Raw genomic sequence first — 21,210 nt, 5'->3', positions numbered from 1 at the left:
CCGCCGTCGCTCACTGGGGGATCGTTCGGCCATGCTCAGGTATCTGCCCTTCCTGCTGGTCCTGGCGCTGTGGATCTACGCCTTCATCGACTGTCTGAACACGCCGGAGGAGGAGGTCAAAGGCCTGCCGAAGGTGGTCTGGGTCATCATCATCCTGCTCTTCGGCGAGGTGCTGGTCGGTCCCGTCGCCTGGCTGGTCGCGGGCCGGAGCCGCCGGGGTCCCGCGGGCGGCTCCACCCCCTCCGAGTGGCACCGCAGCCACCGGACGACGTTCGTCGCGCCCGACGACAACCCCGAGTTCCTGCAGTCCCTCAAGGCCGAGAACCGCAAGGACGAGGCCCTGTTGAAGGACTGGGAGGCCGACCTGCGCCGCCGCGAGGAGGAACTGCGCCGCCGCGAGGAGCAGAGCAGGACCGACGAGGAGTCCTGACGCCGACCGCCCCTGCCCGAGGTGTACGGGCGGGAGTTCGGCCCCGCCCGCGGGGCGGCGCGGGCCGGACCGGCCCGGGCGACGGGCGCCGACACGGGGACCGCTAGCGGGCCGGCTCCTCGCGCAGGACGAGTTCCAGGAGGCCCGGGAAGCGGGCCTCGAACTCCCGTCGGCGCAGCCGGTTGACCCGCCTCGGGCCCTCGTCGCGCTGCTCCACGAGACCGGCGCCGCGCAGCACGGCGAAGTGGTGGCTGAGCGCCGCCTTGCCGACGGGCACGTCGAAACTGCCGCAGCTGCGGCTCCACTCCGGGGACCCGGCCAGCTCTCTGACGAGCTGGACGCGCACGGGATCGGCGAGCGCCGCGAGGGCGGCCGGTACCGGGACCTCGTCGGGGTGGGTGTGCTCGGGCGTCGCCCGGTGACTGCTGCGCTCCGCCACGCCGGCCTCCCCGACTCTCCTGATCCGCTTGCCGAGTGTTCGATGAAAACCATACACTCCCGAGTGTTCGCTTTTCATTGAACAGTCGAGCGCCGATCAGGGGTGTGCCATGCGTACGGTCGAATTCCAGGAGTACGGCGGTCCCGAGGTCCTGCGGGTCGCCGAGGCGAAGGTCCCCGACCCGGGCCCGGGGCAGGTGAGCATCGACGTGGTCTACGCGGGCGTGAACTTCGCCGACCTCAAGGCCAGGTCGGAGGGCTACCGCGTCCCCGGCCTCCCCTTCGTGCCCGGACTGGAGGTCGCGGGCCGGATCCGGGCGGTCGGCCCGGACGTCACGGGACTGCGCGTCGGCCAGGAGGTCGCGGCCCTCACGGAGGGCGGGGCGTACGCGGAGGTGACCGTGGCCGACGCCGTGACGGTCTTCCCGCTGCCCGACGGCATCGGACTGCGCACCGGCGCCACCCTCCCCACCGTCCTGCCCACGGCGTACGCGCTGCTGCACACGGTGGGCCGGCTCCAGCCCGGTGAGACGGTGCTCGTGCAGGGCGCGGCGGGCGGGGTGGGCACGGTCCTCGGCCAGCTCGCGAAGGCGGCCGGTGCCGGTGCGGTGTACGGCGTGGTGTCCAGCGCGCCGAAGGCCGAGTACGCCCTCGGCAACGGCTACGACGAGGTGTTCGTGGGGGCCTTCCGGGACGAGGTGCGTACGGCGACCGCCGGCCGCGGGGTGGATCTGGTCCTGGACCCGGTGGGCGGCGAGACCCTCCGCGGCGGCCTCGCCTCCCTCGCTCCCTTCGGCCGGCTGGTCTCCTTCGGCAACGCGAGCTCGGCGGAGCCGTGGACGGTGGGCCAGCCGGAGCTCTACCCGAACGGCCTGTCGGTCTCCGGGTTCTCGATCCTCGGCCTGGCCCGGACGGCCCCGGCCGCCCTCCGCGACATCGCCTCGCGCGCCTTCGAGACGGTGGCCGACGGCACGGTGACCCTGCCGGTGACGGCGGAGTTCGCCCTGGAGGACGCTGCCGGGGCACACACACTGATGGGGTCCCGGACGAGCACGGGCAAGCTGCTGCTGCGGGTGGCCGGTTCCGAACGGTAGGGGCCCCTGACCGTCGGACCCCTGCCCTAGCCTGCACCGCCATGACCACTCGCCTCCACGCCACCCGCACCTCCTACGACACCGTCGCCGCCGACTACGCCGAACTGCTCAAGGACGAACTGGCGGGGAAACCGCTGGACCTGGCGATGCTGGCGGCGTTCGCCGAGCGGGTGCGGGCCGGCGGGGGCGGGGCCGTGGCGGACCTCGGGTGCGGGCCGGGGCGGGTGACGGTCCATCTGGAGGAGCTGGGGCTCGACGCGTTCGGGATCGACCTGTCGCCCGGGATGGTGGCGGTGGCCCGCCGGGCGCATCCTCGTCTGCGGTTCGAGACGGGCACGATGACCGACCTCGACCTCCCGGACGAGAGTCTCGCCGGAGCCCTCGTCTGGTACTCCACCGTGCACACGCCGATCGGTGAACTGCCCGTGATGTTCGCCGAGTTCCACCGCGTCCTCGCCCCCGGCGGCCATCTGCTCATCGCCTTCAAGGTCGGTGACGAACAGGTCCGGCTGGAGCACGCGTACGGTCATGACGTGGACCTCGACGTCCACCGCTTCCCGCCCGAGCGGGTCGCCGGACTCCTGCGGGCGGCCGGCCTGGACGAGGTCGCCCGCCTCGTCCGCGAGGCCGACGGCCGGGAGAAGACCCCGCAGGCCTTCGTCCTGGCCCGCAGGTCCGACGACCCCGTGACGCCGCCGCAGGCCCCGTGAGCGCTTCCTCGCACCACCGCTCGTGTTCCGGCCGCGCGCGAGGGGAGTCCGGGGGACAGTGGAGGCATGGAGCGCATCAATCAGGCACGGGCCCGCGCGTGGCTCGCGACCGCCCTGGCGGAGGCACGCGCGGGGCTCGCCGAGGGCGGTGTCCCCGTCGGGGCGGCGCTGTACGGCGCGGACGGCACCCTGCTCGGCCGCGGCCACAACCGCCGCGTCCAGGACGGCGACCCCTCGGCGCACGGCGAGACGGCCGCCTTCCGCGCCGCGGGACGGCAGCGGACGTATCGCGGCACGACCATGGTGACCACGCTGTCGCCGTGCTGGTACTGCAGCGGGCTGGTCCGGCAGTTCGGGATCTCCCGGGTGGTGGTCGGCGAGGCGGCCACCTTCCACGGCGGCCACGACTGGCTCGCCGAGCACGGCGTGCAGATCGTGCTGCTCGACGACCCCGAGTGCACCGCGCTGATGCGCGACTTCATCGAGAAGAACCCGGCCCTGTGGAACGAGGACATCGGTGCATGACGCGGCGAACGACCCGAGGACGGCGGCCGGTACCGCCCGGGCGAACCCCAGCGAACCGGCGACCTCCGATGAACCGGCGACCCCCGGCGAACCGGTGACCCCCGATGAACCGGCGACCCCCGTTGTACCGGCGGCCTCCGCCGCCCCTGCGGCCTCCGGCATCCCCACCGTCGACCTGGGCCCCTGGCTCTCCGGGGACCGTGACGCCCGTACCGCGCTCGCCCGCACCGTCGACGAAGCCCTGCGGACGGCCGGCTTCCTGCTCGTCACCGGCCACGGCGTGGACCCGGAGCTGCGCCGCGGCCTGCGGGAGGCGGCCCGCGCCTTCTTCGTGCTGCCCGCCGCGGCCAAGCAGCCGTACGCCGCCCGGGTCGGCGGGCGCGGCTGGCTCGGGCCCGGCGCCGAGGCCAACGGCTACGCGGAGGGCACCGCGACCCCGCCGGACCTCAAGGAGTCGCTGACGTTCGCGACGCACGAGCCGTTCGAGGACCCGGAGACCAACGCGCAGTGGTACGCGCCGAACGTCTGGCCGGCCGAGGCCCCCCGGCTGCGGGCGCTCTGCGAGGAGTATCTGGCGCAGATGGCTCGGCTGGAGAACCTGCTGCTCGAACTGCTCGGCCGGGCGCTGGGCCTCGCACCGGACTTCTTCACCCGCCACATGGACCACCCGACGTACGGCTTCAACATCAACTGGTATCCGGGCACCGAGGTCGTCGGCGAGGCACGGCCGGGCCAGTTCCGCATCGGGCCGCACACCGACTTCGGCACCGTCACCATCCTCGACCGGCAGGCGGGCAAGGGCGGGCTCCAGGTGTACACGGACGCGGACGGCTGGCAGGACGCGCCGTTCGACCCTGCGGCGCTGACCATCAACATCGGTGATCTCATGGCCCGCTGGACCGGCGACCGCTGGCGCTCGGGCCGGCACCGGGTGCTCCCGCCGCCGGCCGACGCGCCCGCCGAGGAACTGATCTCGCTCGTGTACTTCGGCGAGTGCACACCGGGAACGCTGGTCGAGTCGGCACCCGCCCCCGTCGGCCGCGTCGCCCACGCACCCGTGGACTCCCACGTCTATCTGCGCCAGAAGCTCGACTCGATCACGCTCGACTGACCGGCTGAACGCACCGCGCACCACGCACCGCGCACCACGCACCGCGCGCCCATGGAAAAGGCCGGCCTCCGCGACAGGGGTCACGGGGGCCGGCCTTCGCTCGTGGGGGAGGGTCAGACTCCCGCGTAGGAGTGCTTGCCGCCGACGAAGATGTTGACGCCGTAGTAGTTGAACAGCCAGCAGCCGAAGGCGACCAGGGCGATGTAGGCGGCCTTGCGGCCCTTCCAGCCGGCCGTGGCCCGCGCGTGCAGGTGGCAGGCGTAGGCGACCCAGGTGATGAACGCCCAGGTCTCCTTGGGGTCCCAGCCCCAGTAGCGGCCCCAGGCGTCGCCCGCCCAGATCGCGCCCGCGATGATCGTGAAGGTCCACAGCGGGAAGACGGCGGCGTTCACCCGGTAGGAGAACTTGTCGAGCGAGGCCGCGGAGGGCAGCCGCTCCATGACGGAGGTGGCGAAGCTGCCGGGCGTCCCGCCGTTGACGAGCTTGTTCTCGTACGAGTCCTTGAAGAGGTACAGGATCGTGCCGACGGCGCCCACGTAGAAGACGGCGCCGCACAGGATCGCGGTCGAGACGTGGATGTACAGCCAGTACGAGTGCAGCGCGGGGACCAGCTGGTCGCTCGCGGTGTACAGGACGGTGACGGCGAGACCGAGGTCGAGCAGGACCGTGGTGATCAGGGGCAGGCCGAGCCAGCGGACGTTCTTCTTCAGCGCGAGCAGGACGAGGAAGACCCCGACGGCGACGGTGGAGAAGGTGATGTTGAACTCGTACATGTTGCCCCAGGGGGCCCGCCGCACCGACATGGCGCGGGCGAGCACACCGGCCGCCTCGACGCCCCACGCCAGCACGCTCAGGGACACGGCGATCCGGCCGTAGAGGTCGCCCTGCTCGTCGTCGCCGTGGGCGCCGGGCCCGTCGGGCACGTCCCGCGCGCCCGCCGCGGAGCGGGTGACGACCTTCGGCCGCTCCAGCACGGTGGTGCCGCCGGCCTCGCGCACGGTGACGGCGGGGGCCGCCGCGGCCGTCTCCGCGCCGTTCGCTGTGAGCGCGTTGGCCGTGCGGGCGACCTTGCTGCGGCTGCCGAAGAGCCACTCGGCGATGAAGGCGAAGAAGGCCAGGGTGTAGACGGCCATCGCGGAGTAGATCAGCGTGTTGCTGATGTTGGCGAGGTGTTCGTTGGTCGCGGTGGCCAGATCGGTCACGGCGCCCAGGTCGTGTGCGTCGGCGAGCGTCACTGCTTCTTGGACCCTTCAGCGGCGGGTACGGGGGGTTCGGCGTCGGCGTCGGTGGGTGCCGCGTCTTCGTCGGGCTTGGTGGGTGCCTGTTCGTGCACGAGCGCGGCCAGGTCGCCGAGCTCCTCGGGAAGCTTCGCGGACTCGCTGCGGCCGAGCCCGGCCATCTCGACGACGGTGACGCCGTCGTCGCCGGTGGTCGCCCGCACCCAGACACGGCGGCGGCGGATGAACAGGGAACCGGCGAGTCCGAAGATCGCGGCGACCGCCCCGGCCAGCGCCCAGTCACTGCCGGGCTGCTGGGTGACCTGGAAGTTCGCCCACTCCTTGATGTCCTTGTCGAAGGTGATCGAACCGGCGCCGTCCGGCAGCGTCATCGTCTCGCCGGGCCGCAGCCGCGCCTTGACGATCTGGCCCTTGGCGTCCTTGAACTGCTTCATGTGGGACGTCTCGAGCTGGTACACGTTCTGCGGGAGGCCCGCGTCGACACCGAGACTGCCGTGGAAACCGCTCAGCGCGAGCACCGGGTAGTCGAGCGCGGGGAACTGGGAGAACATGTCGCCCTTGCCCGCCCCGGCGAAGGTCGGCACGAAGAAGGCGGAGAAGCCGAGCTGTTCGGTCTTCCCCTGCGCGTTCTTGTAGCCGTCCATGACCTTGATGGCGCCCTGCGAGGTGACGTTGGAGTCGAGCGGCAGCAGCGGCACCGCGTCGTGGAAGACGACCTTGCCCCTGCCGTCCCGGACGGTCACGGTGGGCGCGTAGCCGTGGGCGGTCAGATAGACCTTCGTGTCGCCGATCTCCAGCGGCTCGTTGACCTTGACGAGCGTCTTGCGCTTCTTGCCGTAGGCACCCTCGCTGTAGGTGAGAGCCGCCTGGTAGGTGCGGGGCGTGCCCTTGTTGGGGCCGGTCCGCTCGTAGGTGCCGGTGAAGTTCTTCAGGTCGAAGCTGAACGGTGTCAGGTCGTCGGTGCTGAAGAGGTTGCCGGACTTGAAGTCGTCGTAGGACAGGAGCGTGTTGGAGAAGCCGTCGCCCTCGACGATCAGCTTGTCGCCCTCGGACTTGAAGAGCTGGCCCCAGGCGAAGGCGACGAGCATCACGATCAGCGCGATGTGGAAGAGCAGGTTGCCGGTCTCGCGCAGGTAGCCCTTCTCCGCGGCGACGGCGTCCTTGTCGAGGTGTGCCCGGAACCGCTTCTGCTTGAGCACCTTCAGCGCGATCTCGCGGACCTGCTCGGGCTCCGCCGCGGTGCGCCAGGTCGTGTACGCGGGCAGCCGGGTCAGCCGCTTGGGGGCGCCCGGCGGACGGCTGCGCAGCTGTCCGACGAACTGCCAGGTGCGGGGCACGATGCAGCCGATGAGCGAGACGAACAGCAGGATGTAGATCGCGGAGAACCACACCGAGCTGTACACGTGGAACAGGCCGAGCTTGTCGTACACGGGCCCGAGGACGCTGTGCGCGGCCTTGAAGTCCGCCACCTTCTGGGCGTCGGTGCCGGACTGCGGGATCAGCGATCCGGGGATGGCGCCGAGCGACAGCAGGAAGAGCAGGATCAGCGCGACCCGCATGGAGGTGAGCTGGCGCCAGACCCAGCGGGCCCAGCCGGTGATCTCGCGGGCGGTCCAGGCGATCCATCCGCGGGCGCCCGGGGTCCGGGCGCCACCGAAGGAGCCGGGCATCGCCGTCTCCACGGGCGCGGTGGACAGCTGTGCCCCGGCCTCGCCGATCTCGCGGGCGTCCCGCGTCTCCCGGGAGGCCGGCGTGTCCTCGCCGTCCGGCTCCCCGGAACCGGCCGGGCCGGTCGTCCTGCCGGTGTCAGTGCTGCTCATGGATCAGATCCCTACCGTGAAGCCGTCGGACCAGGTCTGCATCTGCTGCACGATGCCGTCCCAGGCACCGGTGAGCAGGAGCAGCCCGGTCACGATCATCATTCCGCCGCCGATCCGCATCACCCAGGCGTAGTGACGCTTCACCCAGCCGAACGCGCCGAGCGCCTTGCGGAAGGCCACCGCGGCCAGGACGAAGGGCACGCCGAGGCCGAGACAGTAGGCGACCGTCAGTATGGCCCCGCGCCCGGCGCTCGCCTGGTCCATGGAGAGCATGTTGACGGAGGTGAGTGTCGGGCCGAGGCACGGTGTCCAGCCGATGCCGAAGAGCGCGCCCAGGACCGGCGCCCCCGCGAGCCCGGTCACCGGGCGCTTGTGGAAGCGGAACTCGCGCTGGGTCAGCCAGGGCATCAGCCCCATGAAGAAGACACCCATCGCGATCATCAGCGCGCCGAGGACCTTGCTGAGCGTGCCGTTGTACTCGTGCAGCGTGGAGCCGAAGTATCCGAACAGCGCCCCGCCGGAGACGAACACGGCGGTGAAGCCGAGCACGAACAGACTGGCCCCGGCGACCATCCGCCCTCGTCTGGCCTCGGCCAGGTCCGTGCCGCTGACCCCGGTGACGTACGACAGGTAGCCGGGTACGAGCGGCAGGACGCACGGCGAGAAGAAGGAGACGAGCCCGCCGAGCACGGCGACGGGCAGCGCGAGCAGCAGGGCGCCGCTGTAGACCGTGGTGTTCATGCCGGTCGGGGCGGCGAGGTTCACGGACGTCTGGAGAAGGGACACGGCGGTCACTTCTCCGCGAGGACGGGGTCGAGCATCTCGTGCAGCGTGTCCTCGCTGAGCGCCTGCAGCGTACGGGCCGCGATCTTCCCGTCCCGGTCGATGATGAGCGTGGAGGGGATCGTCTGCGGGTTGAGCGTGCCCTTCTTGAAGCGCAGCATCAGCTTGCCCGTCGGGTCGTACAGGCTGGGGTACGGGACGCCCTGCTGCTTCTCGAAGGCCGTGGCCAGGGAGGTGCTGGGGTCACGGGTGTTGATGCCGACGAACTGCACGCCCTGCGCGGCGGTCGCCTTGGCGACCTTGACGAGGTTGGGCGTCTCGGCGCGGCACGGCGGGCACCAGGAGCCCCAGATGTTGAGGACGACGACCTTGCCCTTGTAGTCCGCGATGTCGAGGTGCTTGCCGTCGACGGTCTTGCCGGAGAGGTCCGGGACGGCGTCCCTGGACCCCTTGGCGACGATGGAGATGCCGTCCTTGCCGGAGACGTAGTTGCTGTTGCCCGCGCCGCCGGAGGTGCCGCCGGAGGTGCAGGCGGACAGCGCGAGCGCGGCGACGGTGGCCCCCGCGGCGTAAAGGGCGGCGCGGGGGCGGTTCGGGCGCTGGTCTGCGCGGCAGGCGGCACTCATGTGAAAAGTTTCGCATGCCCGTTTCGGGGATCTTCCGCACCCCCCTTGCGGGCGGAAACCCGCATTTCAGGCGGCCTGCCCCCGGAGGTAGCGGTGCCAGCCGCCGTCGGGCTTCTCGGCCACGTCCATCGACTGGAGTTTCGCCAGCACCTCGGGCCGCTGCACGTCGAGCCAGTCCACGAACTGCCGGAAGGAGACCATGCGCACGTCGGCGCCCTTCTCCTTCTGCTGGGCGATGTGGGTGAAGACGTGCTCGACGGCGTCCATGTAGATGCCGCCGTTCCACTCCTCGAAGTGGTTGCCGATGAAGAAGGGCGCGCGGTTCGTCTCGTAGGCCCGCTTGAATCCGGCCACGTACGACGCGGACGCCTGGGTGCGCCAGCCCGGGTAGTTGTACGAGGGTGCCCGGGTGGTGGCGATCGACTGGTTGGCGAGGATGTTGTAGTCCATCGAGAGGACCTCGAAGCGGTGCCCGGGGAAGGGCATCGCCTGCAGGGGCAGGTCCCACAGCCCTTGCTTCTTCTGCGGCCAGCGCTGGACACCGCCGGGCGAGGAGGCGTCGTAGCGCCAGCCGAGCTCCTTGGCGGCGGGCAGCAGGTTGTTCTGGCCGAGCAGGCAGGGGGTGCGGGCGCCGATGAGCTCCTTCTCGTAGTCGAAGGGCAGCGGGGGCAGGTCGGTCCAGCCGGTGTTGGTGCGCCACTCGGTGACGAAGGACTTGGCCTGTTCGATCTCGCTGGTCCACTGGCGGGCCGTCCAGTTGCCGACCGAGCCGGAGCCGCCGCAGAAGTGGCCGTTGAAGTGGGTGCCGATCTCGTGGCCTTCGAGCCAGGCCTGACGGACCAGCTTCAGAGTGGAGCGGACGTGCTCGTCGCTGAGGTACCCGATGTCCGAGGCGCCGCGGGGGTTGTTCGGCGGGTCGTAGAGGCGCTTCTTCGACTCGGGCAGCAGATACAGCCCGGAGAGGAAGAACGTCATGTGCGCGTCGTGCTGCTCGGCGAGCCGGAGGAAGCGGTCGAAGAGACCGGTGCCGACCTCTCCGGCTCCGTCCCAGGAGAAGACCACGAACTGCGGCGGGGTCTCGCCGGGTTCGAGCGGTACGGGGGCCTGGGGCTGGCGCGGCTGCTTGCCGGTGTAGGCGGTGGAGCCGTCGCCGATGAGCCGCACGGCCGGCTTCTTCGGGGCGCCGGGCCGGCCGGTTCCGGCCGTGGCGGAAGGTTCAGGATGCCGCTTGGCTTCCTTGCCCGAGGTGGTGCCGCACGCGGCGAGTCCGAGCGCGGTCGCCGCACCCGCACCGAGGCCGATCATTCCCCTTCGGCTGACGTCGCGCATACGGTCCTCTTTTCATCGCACCCTCTCAGCTGACTCTCAGCTTGTATCCCATGAGAGGGCGCGATGAAGACGCGGGTTCCGTTTAACGCGCGCCGATTTATATGATTTTACGAAGATGCGCCCATTTGGCCCGGTTCTTCGGTCCCGCCCCTCAGGCCCCGAACGCCTTGTCCTTGCCCTTCACCGGCTTGGCGCCCGCGAGGAGATGAGCCGGCACCAGATCCCGCGCGGGCTCGGTGTAACCCACGGACACGATCTTGTCGCCGCGATAGGTGAAGGTGGTCAGCGAGGCGAGCGTGCACTGCCGCTTGCGCGGGTCGTGCCACAGCCGCCGCTTCTCCGCGTAGCTGCGGACGATCCAGATCGGCAGCTGATGACTCACCAGCACCGCCTCGTGGCCGCGCGCGGCATCCTTGGCCGCGTCCAGGGCGCCCATCATGCGCACGACCTGGTCCACGTACGGCTCGCCCCAGGACGGCTTGAAGGGGTTGACCAGGTGCTTCCAGTTCTCCGGCCGCCGCAGCGCGCCGTCCCCGACACCGAAGGTCTTGCCCTGGAAGACGTTGTCGGCCTCGATGAGCCGCCCGTCGGTCGACAGGTCCAGCCCGTGGGCCTTGGCGATCGGCGTGGCCGTCTCCTGCGCCCGCTCCAGCGGCGAGGCCACGACGTGCGTGACATCGCGCGAGGAGAGGTGCTCGGCCACCCGGTCGGCCATCCGCCGCCCCAGCTCGGACAGGTGGTACCCGGGCAGCCGCCCGTAGAGCACCCCGTCCGGGTTGGCGACCTCGCCGTGCCGCATCAGGTGGACGACGGTGATGTCGCCCGCGCCGTTCTTGTCGCTGGTCCCGCTCATGCCGTGGCCTCCGCCGCTGCCCGTGCCGCCGCCGGAAGGGCGTCGGCGATCCTCTGAACCGCCTGGTCGTCATGGGCCGTCGACACGAACCACGACTCGAACGAAGACGGCGGCAGGTAGACGCCCTGCGCCAGCATCGAGTGGAAGAACGCGGTGTAGCGGAAGGACTCCTGCGCCTTCGCGCCCTCGTAGTCGCGCACCTCACGGCCCGTGAAGAAGACGGAGAACATGTTGGAGGCGCTCTGCAGCCGGTGGGTCACACCCTCCTTGGCGAGCGCCTCGGTCACCAACGCCTGGATCCGCGCCGACACCGCGTCGACCTTGTCGTACGCGGCCTGGTCGAGCAGCCGCAGCTGAGCGAGCCCGGCGGCGGTGGCGACGGGATTGCCCGAGAGCGTGCCCGCCTGGTACACCGGCCCGGCCGGTGCGAGGTGCGCCATCACGTCCGCGCGGCCACCGAACGCGGCGGCCGGGAAGCCGCCGCCCATCACCTTGCCGAAGGTCATCAGGTCGGGACGCACGCCGTCGATCCCGTACCAGCCGGCCCTGCTGGTGCGGAAGCCGGTCATCACCTCGTCGGAGATGTACAGGGCGCCGTTCTTCGCGCACGCGTCCTTGAGGCCCTGGTTGAAACCGGGCGCGGGCGGCACCACGCCCATGTTGCCGGGCGAGGCCTCGGTGATCACACAGGCGATCTCGCCGGGGTGCGCGTGGAACGCGGCCTGCACGGCCTCGAGGTCGTTGTACGGCAGGACGATGGTGTCGGCGGCCTGGGCGCCGGTCACGCCGGGCGTGTCGGGCAGCGCGAAGGTCGCGACCCCGCTGCCCGCCGCGGCGAGCAGCGAGTCGACGTGCCCGTGGTAGCAGCCGGCGAACTTGATCACCTTCGTGCGCCGGGTGAACCCGCGGGCCAGCCGGATCGCCGACATGGTCGCCTCGGTGCCGCTGGAGACGAGCCGGACCTGCTCGACGGGCTCGACGCGGGCGACGATCTCCTCGGCGAGGACGACCTCTCCCTCACCGGGCGTACCGAAGGACGTACCGCGCGCGACGGCCGCCTGGACGGCGGCGATGACCTCGGGGTGGGAGTGTCCGAGGATCATCGGACCCCAGGAGCAGACGAGGTCGACGTACTCACGGCCGTCGGCGTCGGTCAGGTACGGACCGGTACCGGACACCATGAACCGGGGCGTACCGCCCACGGCGCGGAAGGCGCGCACCGGAGAATTCACGCCACCTGGTGTGACGACCGCCGCGCGGTCGAACAGCGACTGCGAGGCTGGGGCTTCGTAGGGATAAGGCAGTTCGGTCATGACCTGCGACGTCTCCGACTCCGGGGGGCTAGTGACCTCCTCAGGGTAGGCCAGGGGGCCCGGTGGGCCGTGAGGGGAAGAGCGGGGCGCCGTGAACGAACGGCCCCGGCCCGACGTACGGCTCTGCACAGAGGAATGATCCCGGCCATCGCCGGGCCGGTGTGACGCAGCCCGGTACGACATCCGGGTCTCTTCCCCCGGTCATCTGCGAAACTGGGGCACGAACGGACAGCTCACATGAACGACGGTGTTCAGGGGCCGCGAAGATCCCGCGGGCAGGTGTTCCGGCGTACGTTTCGGCGTGCGACCGTGGGGGAGGTCACTGTCACGATGATCGGGTTGCGTGGCCGGGGTCTCGCGACTTAGAAAAGCAGTCGGGTGGAGATATGCATCGCGGTGGCGGACTGGGCGAGGGGACCGATGACCTCAACCCTCGGCGTGCCCGGCGGGGGAAGCACCGACGTGAGGCGGAGGAAGCGGCCGGCAGAGCGGGCCAGGTACAGGGATCGTACGGTGACCCCGACGAACAGATCGATCGCGCGGTCGAACGACTGCGGGCGGAGAGCGGGAATGGTGGCCGAGTGGGGGTGACGTACAAATATTTCGGCGCGCCGGACGGCGCGACGGCCGCCAGGGTCCCGATCTCGATGCGCCCCGAAGAACTCGGCGGCGACGAGCTCGGCATGAACGGCATGTTCACCAAGATCAAGCCGGAGACGATGGCCGCGATGGTCCTCACCGGCATAGAAGGCGTCCCCCTGAACAAGGTGCCGCCGCTCGAGCTCGTCGTCCTGCACCCCGACTACGCCGTGGTCAAGCTCCCGATGACCGTCGTCGACCCGATCCGCGGCATAGGCGAGGAGGCCGTCGGCGCCGCCGCCTTCATCTGGTCCACGGTCCCGGACCGGGGCGGCCCGCGCGACGCCTTCAACGTGTACCAGCTGCTGCACGAGTGGCAGGACTTCTCCCACCGCCTGCACGAGGCGGGACACCAGCCGTACTGCCTGGTGTGGCCCTGATCCAGGGCTTCGACGGCAACGGGCGGGGTTCTCGGACCCCGCTTTTTCCGTTCCCGGGCCCCTTCCTCTCCGCTCCCCGGCCCCCGTGACGCGAACCGGGGGGAGGACACACCGCTCAGAGCCCGCCCGCGACCCGCAGGACCGCGCCCGTCGTGTACGAGGCGTCGTCCGACAGGAGCCAGGCCACCGCGCCGGAGATCTCCTCCGGCCGGCCCGCCCGGCCCATGGGGATGACGGCGGCCACCTTGGCCGGGCGCTGCGGGTCCTCGTGGAAGTCGGTCCAGACCGTACCCGGGGCGACACCGTTCACGCGGATGCCGTCGGCCGCCACCTCCTTGGACAGGCCGACGGTCAGGGCGTCGACGGCCGCCTTCGCGGCCGCGTAATGGACGTACTGCCCCGGACTGCCGAGGGTCGCCGCGGCGGACGAGACGTTGACGATCGCGCCCCCGCCGGCCGCGGTCATCTCCCGTACGGCGCGGCGCGCGCAGAGCAGATAGCCGAGGACGTTGACCGCGAGAGCGTCCCGCATGCCGTCGGGGTCGGCGTCGGCCAGCGGTCCGTTGGGACCGCTGACGCCCGCGTTGTTCACCAGCCCGGTGACCGGGCCGAGACCGGCGGCCGCCCTGTCGAAGAGCACGTCGACCGCCGCGGGGTCGGAGGTGTCCACGGCCACCGGCAGACCGCGCCGGCCCGCGTCCGCGACGGCGTCCGCCACCTTCTCGGCCGCCTCGCGGTCGGACCGGTAGCCGATGACGACGTCATGGCCCTCCAGGGCCAGCCGCCGGCAGACGGCGGCACCGATACCGCGGCTGCCGCCGGTCACCACCGTGATCTTCCGCCCGCTGCGCATGGCTGTCTCTCTTCGCGTCTCTTCACGCCTCTTCGCGCCCCTTCACGACGCGAACCATCAGTGTGACGACAAGGAGGCCGCTCCCGCTCTCCCTCGCCCGGAGGCGTCGCGCGTGGCCGGACGTCCCGAGTCGCCGGGCGTCCGAGCAGCAGGGCTCCCGAGTCGCCGTCAGGACATGACTCGCCCATGACTCGTCCATGACTTCCCCAGGACAAGAGCCGCCGGGACAAAGGGATCTGACGGTGAGCACCTCGCACGGCCCATCCGGCGACGCAGACGTGTCGCCGCCGATCGGGTCATGCGCACAACGCCCCTCCGGACGGTCCCGCCTCCTGCAAATGTGACGAATCGCCAGGTCAGAGAGTTGGGCTGTCCTCGGGCGATCTCCGGGGCGGCCGACGGACGGAGCCTTCGCCCTAAGCCGGGTGAGTTTCCCGGGTGGTGCGGTTCGCTCATCGGATTGACGGTTAATCACGTCGCACCGGGTTTTCGCCTGCTGACAAGAGGTCAGCTGCCTGGTTCTGACGGAAGGACTTCGACAATGCGATCTGCCCGCATGCTCCTGGCCGCCGCGACGGCCACCGCCGCCCTCGCGATCGCCTCCCCGGGCGCGTACGCCGCCGCGTCCGGCGACTGGGACCACAGCGACTCCTCTTCCTCCTCTTCCTCCTCCTCGTCGTCCGCCAAGGAGCACGAGGACTCCTCCTCCTCTTCGTCCACCAAGGAGCACGAGGACGCCTCTTCCTCCTCGTCCACCAAGGAGCACGAGGACTCCGGATACGGCAAGGAGCAGGAGGCCTCCTCTTCGCCCACCAAGGAGCACGAGGACTCCGGGTACGGCAAGGAGCACGACGACTCCGGATACGGCAGCGACCACGGCAAGCCCAGCGACCACGGCAAGCCCAGCTGGCACCCCCAGAAGCCGGAAGGCGGCGTGCACACCGGCGGCGGTGCGCTGACGTCCCTCAAGACGGACGACTCCTGGAAGGGCGACAAGAAGTACGACCCGGAGACCTACAAGGACAAGGACTCCTCCAGCTCCGGCCAGAGCAGCGGCTCCTGGGACTCCGGGAGCGACAAGAGCTCCGGGACGGACAAGGGCTCGTGGGGCTCCGGGACGGACAAGGGCTCGTGGGACTCGAGCAGCAAGGGGTCCGAGGAGAGGCCGCACGGCGGCATGCACACCGGTGGCGGCGGTCTCGCCACGTCGTCGGGCGTCACGGCAGGCGGAGTCGGGGTCCTGGGCCTCGCCGCCGCGGGCGTGTACATGCTGCGCCGTAGGCGCTCCGAGGGTGGTGTGGCCTGACCATGCCTGACGACATAGCGGTCCGGGCCGCCGCCCTCTCACCCCGTGGCGGCCCGGCCGGTCTCTCCCCCTCTGCTCCCCGGCTCGTCCCGCCGGTTCTGCCGGCTCCGCGCTCACCGTCGGTCCTTGTTCTGTCCCTGCTGACGCTGCTGTTGCTGACGCTGCTGTTGCCGCCCCTGCCCCTGTGCCGCTCTTGCTGTTCCCTCTGTTCCCTCTGTTCCTTCTGTTCGCGCTGTTCGCGTTGTTCCCTGCCGTCCCCGCTGTCCCCGCCCGATCCGCTCCGCTGCCCCGACCCGATGAGGTGGTACCCGATGGCAGCCCGGTTGTCCTCTCCTGCCGAGACCCCGCACGTGCCGCCCGAGCGGGCCTTCCGGCGTCGTGTGACCTGGGTCGTGTGGTGTGCCGGTGTCGCGGTCCTTCTGGCCACGAACGTGCTCCACCGCCAGGACGAACCGTCCGGACCCTCCCCCGCTTCCCCCGCCGCGGCGGCCCCCACGCACTCGCACGTGCCCCTGTCCTCGGCCTCGCCCTCGAACGACCGCCCGGCCGGGAGACATCTCCCCCGGGCCGAACCGACCCGGCTCCTCATCCCGAAGATCTCGGTGGACGCGCCCTTCACCGAACTGTCCATCGACGGCACGGGCAAGCTCCAGCCCCCGCCCGCGAACGACACGAACCTGGTCGGCTGGTACGCCAAGGGCGTCTCCCCCGGCGAGGTGGGGACGGCGATCATCGCCGGGCACGTCGACACGAAGACCTCCGCCGCCGTGTTCGCGAGGCTCGACAACCTGAAGAAGGGCGACACGTTCAGCGTCGAGCGGTCCGACGGCCGGACGGCGTCCTTCGTCGTCGACAACGCCGAGACCTTCGCGAAGAACGCCTTCCCCGACGACCAGGTGTACGCCGACACCTCCGACGCCGAGGTCCGCCTCATCACCTGCGCCGGCGCCTACGACCGCACCGTCAAGGACTACACCGACAACCTGGTGGTCTTCGCCCATCTCGTCTGACGGGAAAGAACCGTCCACCGGCTCCGCGGCGACCCGTGGAGCCGGTCGAGGTGCCCCCGCCGGCGGGCGGGGGCCGGCCGACCTCGCGGGGGCCGCTCGGCGCTCTCGTGATGCGCGACCAGCAGGTCTTAACGCAAGCTTGACGCCAGAGGCCCCTGGACGCTCGGGCCCATGGATCACTCTCTGCATACGCTGATGGGCGCCGTCTTTTCGATGGCCGGAATCGTTCGAAGAGACGTACGTCAGGAGAGTCACCGATGGCCAGCACCGAGCCCGCCCCACCGAGCCGCTTGCGGGCGTGGATGCTGGAAGGCCTCTCCGACATCAGCAAGAGCAAGGGCCGCCAGCTGCCGAAGCCGGCCGAGCCCGTGCCCGTGCACAAGGGCCAGCGCTGGTGGCGCGTCATGTGCCTGACCGGCGTCGACTACTTCTCCACCCTCGGCTACCAGCCCGGCATCGCCGCCCTCGCCGCCGGACTGCTGTCCCCCGTGGCGACCGTCGTGCTCGTCATCGTCACCCTCGCGGGCGCACTGCCCGTCTACCGCCGCGTCGCCGAGGAGAGCCCGCACGGCGAGGGCTCCATCGCGATGCTGGAACGCCTGCTCTCCTTCTGGAAGGGCAAGCTGTTCGTCCTCACCCTCCTCGGCTTCGCCGCCACCGACTTCCTGATCACCATCACCCTCTCGGCGGCCGACGCCTCCACCCACCTGGTGGAGAACCCCCATCTGAACAGCGCCCTGCACGACAAGCAGATGGTGATCACCCTGTTCCTGGTGGCCCTGCTGGGCGCGGTCTTCCTCAAGGGCTTCCTGGAGGCGATCGGCGTCGCGGTCGTGCTCGTGGGCATCTACCTCGGGCTCAACGTCGTGGTCGCGATCTCGGGAGTCTGGGAGGTGATCACCCACGAGCACCTCGTCACGGACTGGACCACCGCGCTGACCGCCGAACACGGCAACGTCTTCGCCATGATCGGCGTGTCCCTGCTCGTCTTCCCGAAACTCGCGCTCGGCCTGTCCGGCTTCGAGACCGGAGTCGCGGTCATGCCGCACGTCGAAGGCGATTCCGGCGACACCGAGGAAAAGCCCACCGGCCGGATCCGCGGCGCCAAGAAGCTGCTCACCACCGCCGCCGTGATCATGAGCGTCTTCCTCATCGTCACCAGCTTCATCACCACGGTGCTGATCCCGGAGAAGGAGTTCCAGCCGGGCGGCCAGGCCAACGGCCGCGCCCTCGCCTACCTCGCCCACGAGTACCTCGGCAACGCCTTCGGCACGGTCTACGACATCTCCACCATCTGCATCCTGTGGTTCGCCGGCGCCTCCGCCATGGCCGGACTGCTCAACCTCATGCCGCGCTACCTCCCGCGCTACGGCATGGCCCCCCACTGGGCCCGCGCCGTCCGCCCCATGGTGATCGTCTTCACCCTGATCGCGTTCCTGGTCACCTGGATCTTCGACGCCAACGTGGACAAGCAGGGCGGCGCGTACGCCACCGGTGTCCTCGTCCTGATCAGCTCCGCCGCCATCGCCGTCACCATCGCCGCCCGCAAGGCCCGCCAGAAGCACTGGACCATCGGCTTCGCCGCCATCTCGGCCGTCTTCCTCTACACGACCGTCGTCAACATCATCGAACGCCCCGACGGTGTGAAGATCGGCGCCTGCTTCATCGCCGGCATCATGCTCGTCTCCCTGCTCTCCCGGCTCGCCCGCGCCTTCGAACTGCGGGTGACCAGCATGACCATGGACGACATGGCCGAACGGTTCGTACGGGACATCGCCAGCCGCCGGATGCGCTTCGTCGCCAACGAGCCCGACAAGCGCGACATCGCCGAGTACCGCGAGAAGATCGAGCAGATCCGCGCCGACCACGACCTCCCCGCCCAGGAGGACTTCGTCTTCCTGGAGGTCACCGTGGGCGACCCCTCGGAGTTCGAGTCCGTCATGAACGTACGCGGCGAAGTGCTGCACGGCCGCTACCGCGTGCTCACCCTGGAGTCCGCCTCCATCCCCAACGCCCTCGCCGCCCTGCTGCTCTACGCCCGCGACACCACCGGCGGCATCCCGCACATCTACTTCGAGTGGACCGAGGGCAGCCCGTTCGCCAACTTCCTGCGCTTCTTCCTCTTCGGCCAGGGCGAGGTCGCCCCCGTCACCAGGGAAGTCCTGCGCGAGGCCGAACCCGACCGCGCACGACGGCCCCGGGTACACGTCGGCTGACCCCGGCCCGGTGAGAACCGGGACCGATCCGGGCACGTCCGACACACCGGGAAGGGGTGAGAGGCCGGTAAGAAGGCCCGTCCCGGACCCGCTCACCAGGTCGCACGCCGTCCGCGGCTTGGCAGACTGGTGGCGTGCCCCAGAACGTACTGCTCGCCGAGGACGACCGCGCCATCCGCCATGCCCTGGAAAGGGCACTGACACTGGAGGGCTACCAGGTGACGGCCGTGGCCGACGGGGTGGAGGCGCTGGCCCAGGCCCACCGCACCCCGCCGGACGTCCTCGTCCTCGACGTCATGATGCCCGGCATCGACGGCCTCCAGGTGTGCCGCGTCCTGCGCGCCGAGGGCGACCGCACCCCGATCCTGATGCTCACCGCGCTCGTCGAGACCGCCGACCGCATCGCCGGCCTCGACGCCGGCGCCGACGACTACGTCGTCAAGCCGTTCGACGTCGAGGAGGTCTTCGCCCGGCTGCGCGCCCTGCTGCGCCGCACCGGCAACGGCGCCTTCGACGAGGACGCGCCGCCGCCCGCGCCCCGCGAACCCCAGACGTCCGGCTCCCAGATCTCCGCGGCCGGACTGCGCATGGACATCCAGGCCCGCCGGGCATGGCGCGGACAGCGCGAGCTGGAACTGACCCGGACCGAGTTCGAGCTCCTCGAACTGCTCGTCCGCAACGCGGGCATCGTCCTGGACCACTCCACCATCTACGACCGGATCTGGGGCTACGACTTCGGCCCCGGCTCCAAGAACCTCGCCGTCTACGTGGGCTATCTGCGGCGCAAGCTCGACGAGCCGGGGGCTCCGGCACTGATCCACACCGTACGGGGCGTGGGATACGTCCTGAGGGAGGACTGAGTGCGACGACGGCTGCGGCAGGTGTCCTCCCTGCGGGCCACCTTCACCGTGTCCTTCGCGGCCGTCGCCGCCGTCGTCACGGTCCTGGTCGGATTCCTGAGCTACGACGCCGCCGCGCGACTGGTGCGGGTCGACCAGCAGACCGTCTTCGCCGAGGTGGTGCAGGACCTGCGCGACCAGGTGCGCGAGCACCCGCTGGAGCCGAGCGACTTCGCCTCCTCCGACCCCGACCACGACGGGCCCCTCGACGACATCATCCGGCCCAGCCGCACCGACGTGCAGGTGCTCGGGCCCAAGGGCGCGATCGTCGACCACGGTGTCCCGCCGCTGCCCGTGGACGGCCACGACCGGGCGGTCGCCGACGACGGCAAGGCGGGCAGACTGGAACAGCACAAGGACGTCGACGTCGCCGGCGACCGCTACCGGGTGGCGACCGTCTCGCTGGGCGGCGGGCGAGGTGCCGTGCAGGTCGCCCAGCAGTTCAGCGACACGGAGGACCTGCTCCGGACGCTCCAGCGGCGGACCGTGGTCCTCGTCGGCGCCGTCGTGATCGCCGCGGGACTGTTCGGCTGGTGGCTGGCCCGGCGCATCACCCGGCGCCTGGTGCGGCTCGCCGGGGCCGCGGAGGACGTGGCGCGCACCGGTCGTCTCGGCATCCAGGTGCCGGTCACCGGGCACGACGAGGTGGCCCGGCTCGGCCGGTCCTTCGACCGGATGCTCGGCCGCCTCGCCCAGTCCGAGGAGGACCAGCGGCGCCTGGTCCAGGACGCGGGACACGAACTGCGTACGCCGCTGACCTCCCTGCGGACGAACATCTCCATGCTCCGCCGGATCGACGAACTGCCACCGGACGCCCGTGAGGAACTCGTCGCCGACCTGGCCCTGGAGTCCCGGGAGCTGACCGACCTGGTCAACGAACTCGTCGCCCTCGCGGCTGGCCAGTCGGACACCGAGCCCGTACGGCAGCTCGACCTCGCCGACCTCGCCGAGGACGTCGCGATCGTCACCCGCCGCCGCACCGGACGGGACATCACCGTCCGGACCACCGGCGACACCGCGGTCGACGGCCGCCCGAGCGCCCTGCAGCGCGCGGTCTCCAACCTCGTGGAGAACGCGGCCAAGTTCGACCGGGGCGGAACGGAGCCGATCGAGATCGTGGTGACGGGCCCGCCGCCGCGCCCGGGCGCGACCCACCATCCCGCCGACGCCCCCGCAGGCCCCGCCCTCCCCACCGGCTCCACCGTTCCCGGCAGCTCCACCGGCCTCGGCAGCGGCCTCGGCGGCTCCGGTGGCTCCGCGGGGCGTCACGGACCCGGATCGGTCCGGGTCGAGGTGCTCGACCGCGGTCCCGGCATCGGCGACGAAGACCTCGTACGCGTCTTCGACCGCTTCTACCGGGCCGCCGACGCCCGCAGTCTCCCCGGCTCGGGCCTCGGCCTGTCGATCGTCCGCGAGGTCTCCACGGCCCACGGCGGCACCCCGTTCGCCCACCCCCGAAAGGGCGGCGGCACGGTGATCGGCTTCACGGTGGAAGGCGCGCATCCCGTGGACTGAGGTACCGGTGCGGTTCGGGTCCGGTGGGTGGGTCGGGGCCGTGCCGGTACATCCGCCCGTCGCCGTCGGACGAGAGGTGACCGTCGGTGGCGACGGGCATGTGATGTACCGGCACGGCCCCT

Annotated in this window: 20 protein-coding genes; 11 read left to right on the top strand and 9 right to left on the bottom strand. The window is 70.9% G+C overall.

What is annotated here, in order from left to right; genetic code table 11:
- The first annotated feature begins 31 nt into the window (after positions 1 to 31).
- Positions 32 to 430, top strand: coding sequence for a PLD nuclease N-terminal domain-containing protein (locus tag ACH4S8_RS39280; RefSeq protein WP_398403063.1), 399 nt, complete (start codon positions 32 to 34; stop codon positions 428 to 430).
- A 103-nt stretch (positions 431 to 533) separates the two neighbouring features.
- Here the strand turns inward: ACH4S8_RS39280 and ACH4S8_RS39275 are convergent, their stop codons facing one another.
- A complete protein-coding gene (locus tag ACH4S8_RS39275) occupies positions 534 to 869 on the bottom strand; it encodes an ArsR/SmtB family transcription factor (RefSeq protein WP_398403061.1) in 336 nt (111 codons plus the stop codon).
- A 109-nt stretch (positions 870 to 978) separates the two neighbouring features.
- On the opposite strand from ACH4S8_RS39275, the gene ACH4S8_RS39270 reads away from it, so the two are divergent.
- The 4 genes from ACH4S8_RS39270 to ACH4S8_RS39255 all read left to right on the top strand — a co-directional run bounded on the left by ACH4S8_RS39270 (position 979) and on the right by ACH4S8_RS39255 (position 4,308).
- Complete coding sequence (locus tag ACH4S8_RS39270; RefSeq protein ID WP_398403059.1) at positions 979 to 1,962, top strand: zinc-binding alcohol dehydrogenase family protein; 984 nt, start codon at positions 979 to 981, stop codon at positions 1,960 to 1,962.
- Between the two features lie 41 nt (positions 1,963 to 2,003).
- Positions 2,004 to 2,672, top strand: coding sequence for a class I SAM-dependent DNA methyltransferase (locus tag ACH4S8_RS39265; RefSeq protein WP_398403057.1), 669 nt, complete (start codon positions 2,004 to 2,006; stop codon positions 2,670 to 2,672).
- 66 nt (positions 2,673 to 2,738) lie between these two features.
- A complete protein-coding gene (locus ACH4S8_RS39260) occupies positions 2,739 to 3,197 on the top strand; it encodes a nucleoside deaminase (RefSeq protein ID WP_398403055.1) in 459 nt (152 codons plus the stop codon).
- A 160-nt stretch (positions 3,198 to 3,357) separates the two neighbouring features.
- The gene (locus tag ACH4S8_RS39255; RefSeq protein ID WP_398403220.1) at positions 3,358 to 4,308 is read left to right on the top strand and encodes an isopenicillin N synthase family dioxygenase; all 951 of its coding nucleotides are present in this window, start codon (positions 3,358 to 3,360) and stop codon (positions 4,306 to 4,308) included.
- Positions 4,309 to 4,421: 113 nt separating this feature from the next.
- On the opposite strand, the gene ccsB is transcribed toward ACH4S8_RS39255, so the two are convergent.
- The 7 genes from ccsB to hemL form a co-directional block, all read right to left on the bottom strand.
- A complete protein-coding gene (gene ccsB, locus ACH4S8_RS39250; RefSeq protein WP_398403053.1) occupies positions 4,422 to 5,543 on the bottom strand; it encodes a c-type cytochrome biogenesis protein CcsB in 1,122 nt (373 codons plus the stop codon).
- Positions 5,540 to 7,366, bottom strand: a complete 1,827-nt coding sequence (locus ACH4S8_RS39245) for a cytochrome c biogenesis protein ResB (RefSeq protein WP_398403051.1) — start codon at positions 7,364 to 7,366, stop codon at positions 5,540 to 5,542. The genes ccsB and ACH4S8_RS39245 overlap by 4 nt, the downstream gene beginning before the upstream one ends.
- 3 nt (positions 7,367 to 7,369) lie before the next feature.
- Positions 7,370 to 8,107, bottom strand: a complete 738-nt coding sequence (locus ACH4S8_RS39240; protein ID WP_398403218.1) for a cytochrome c biogenesis CcdA family protein — start codon at positions 8,105 to 8,107, stop codon at positions 7,370 to 7,372.
- Positions 8,108 to 8,157: 50 nt separating this feature from the next.
- Entirely contained in the window at positions 8,158 to 8,775 is a 618-nt protein-coding gene (locus tag ACH4S8_RS39235) for a TlpA family protein disulfide reductase (protein WP_398403049.1), read from the bottom strand.
- A gap of 66 nt (positions 8,776 to 8,841) precedes the next feature.
- The gene (locus tag ACH4S8_RS39230) at positions 8,842 to 10,104 is read right to left on the bottom strand and encodes a hypothetical protein (RefSeq protein WP_398403047.1); all 1,263 of its coding nucleotides are present in this window, start codon (positions 10,102 to 10,104) and stop codon (positions 8,842 to 8,844) included.
- Positions 10,105 to 10,255: 151 nt separating this feature from the next.
- Entirely contained in the window at positions 10,256 to 10,957 is a 702-nt protein-coding gene (locus tag ACH4S8_RS39225; RefSeq protein ID WP_398403045.1) for a histidine phosphatase family protein, read from the bottom strand.
- Positions 10,954 to 12,270, bottom strand: coding sequence for a glutamate-1-semialdehyde 2,1-aminomutase (hemL, locus tag ACH4S8_RS39220; RefSeq protein ID WP_398403043.1), 1,317 nt, complete (start codon positions 12,268 to 12,270; stop codon positions 10,954 to 10,956). Before hemL ends, ACH4S8_RS39225 begins: the two co-directional genes overlap by 4 nt.
- Positions 12,271 to 12,851: 581 nt before the next feature.
- On the opposite strand from hemL, the gene ACH4S8_RS39215 reads away from it, so the two are divergent.
- Positions 12,852 to 13,289, top strand: a complete 438-nt coding sequence (locus ACH4S8_RS39215) for a hypothetical protein (RefSeq protein WP_385401794.1) — start codon at positions 12,852 to 12,854, stop codon at positions 13,287 to 13,289.
- Between the two features lie 115 nt (positions 13,290 to 13,404).
- Here ACH4S8_RS39215 and ACH4S8_RS39210 read toward each other — a convergent pair whose 3' ends face one another.
- Positions 13,405 to 14,142 (bottom strand): SDR family NAD(P)-dependent oxidoreductase, encoded by a 738-nt coding sequence (locus ACH4S8_RS39210; protein ID WP_398403040.1) that lies wholly within the window; start codon positions 14,140 to 14,142, stop codon positions 13,405 to 13,407.
- A gap of 541 nt (positions 14,143 to 14,683) precedes the next feature.
- On the opposite strand from ACH4S8_RS39210, the gene ACH4S8_RS39205 reads away from it, so the two are divergent.
- The 5 genes from ACH4S8_RS39205 to ACH4S8_RS39185 all read left to right on the top strand — a co-directional run bounded on the left by ACH4S8_RS39205 (position 14,684) and on the right by ACH4S8_RS39185 (position 21,088).
- Positions 14,684 to 15,448: a hypothetical protein gene (locus tag ACH4S8_RS39205; protein WP_398403038.1), complete on the top strand. Its 765-nt coding sequence runs from the start codon at positions 14,684 to 14,686 to the stop codon at positions 15,446 to 15,448.
- Between the two features lie 311 nt (positions 15,449 to 15,759).
- The gene (locus ACH4S8_RS39200; protein ID WP_398403036.1) at positions 15,760 to 16,458 is read left to right on the top strand and encodes a class F sortase; all 699 of its coding nucleotides are present in this window, start codon (positions 15,760 to 15,762) and stop codon (positions 16,456 to 16,458) included.
- Positions 16,459 to 16,715: 257 nt separating this feature from the next.
- A complete protein-coding gene (locus ACH4S8_RS39195) occupies positions 16,716 to 18,674 on the top strand; it encodes an amino acid transporter (RefSeq protein ID WP_398403034.1) in 1,959 nt (652 codons plus the stop codon).
- A 134-nt stretch (positions 18,675 to 18,808) separates the two neighbouring features.
- Complete coding sequence (locus ACH4S8_RS39190) at positions 18,809 to 19,534, top strand: response regulator transcription factor (RefSeq protein WP_398403032.1); 726 nt, start codon at positions 18,809 to 18,811, stop codon at positions 19,532 to 19,534.
- The gene (locus ACH4S8_RS39185) at positions 19,535 to 21,088 is read left to right on the top strand and encodes an ATP-binding protein (protein WP_398403030.1); all 1,554 of its coding nucleotides are present in this window, start codon (positions 19,535 to 19,537) and stop codon (positions 21,086 to 21,088) included. It begins immediately after the preceding gene.
- Positions 21,089 to 21,210 lie beyond the last annotated feature (122 nt).

Origin of the sequence: Streptomyces sp. NPDC021080 (assembly GCF_044333225.1) — a bacterium.
Classification (GTDB): Bacteria; Actinomycetota; Actinomycetes; order Streptomycetales; family Streptomycetaceae; genus Streptomyces.
The sequence above is the reverse complement of the archived record's forward strand: the minus strand, read 5'-3'. Positions and strand labels throughout refer to the sequence as shown.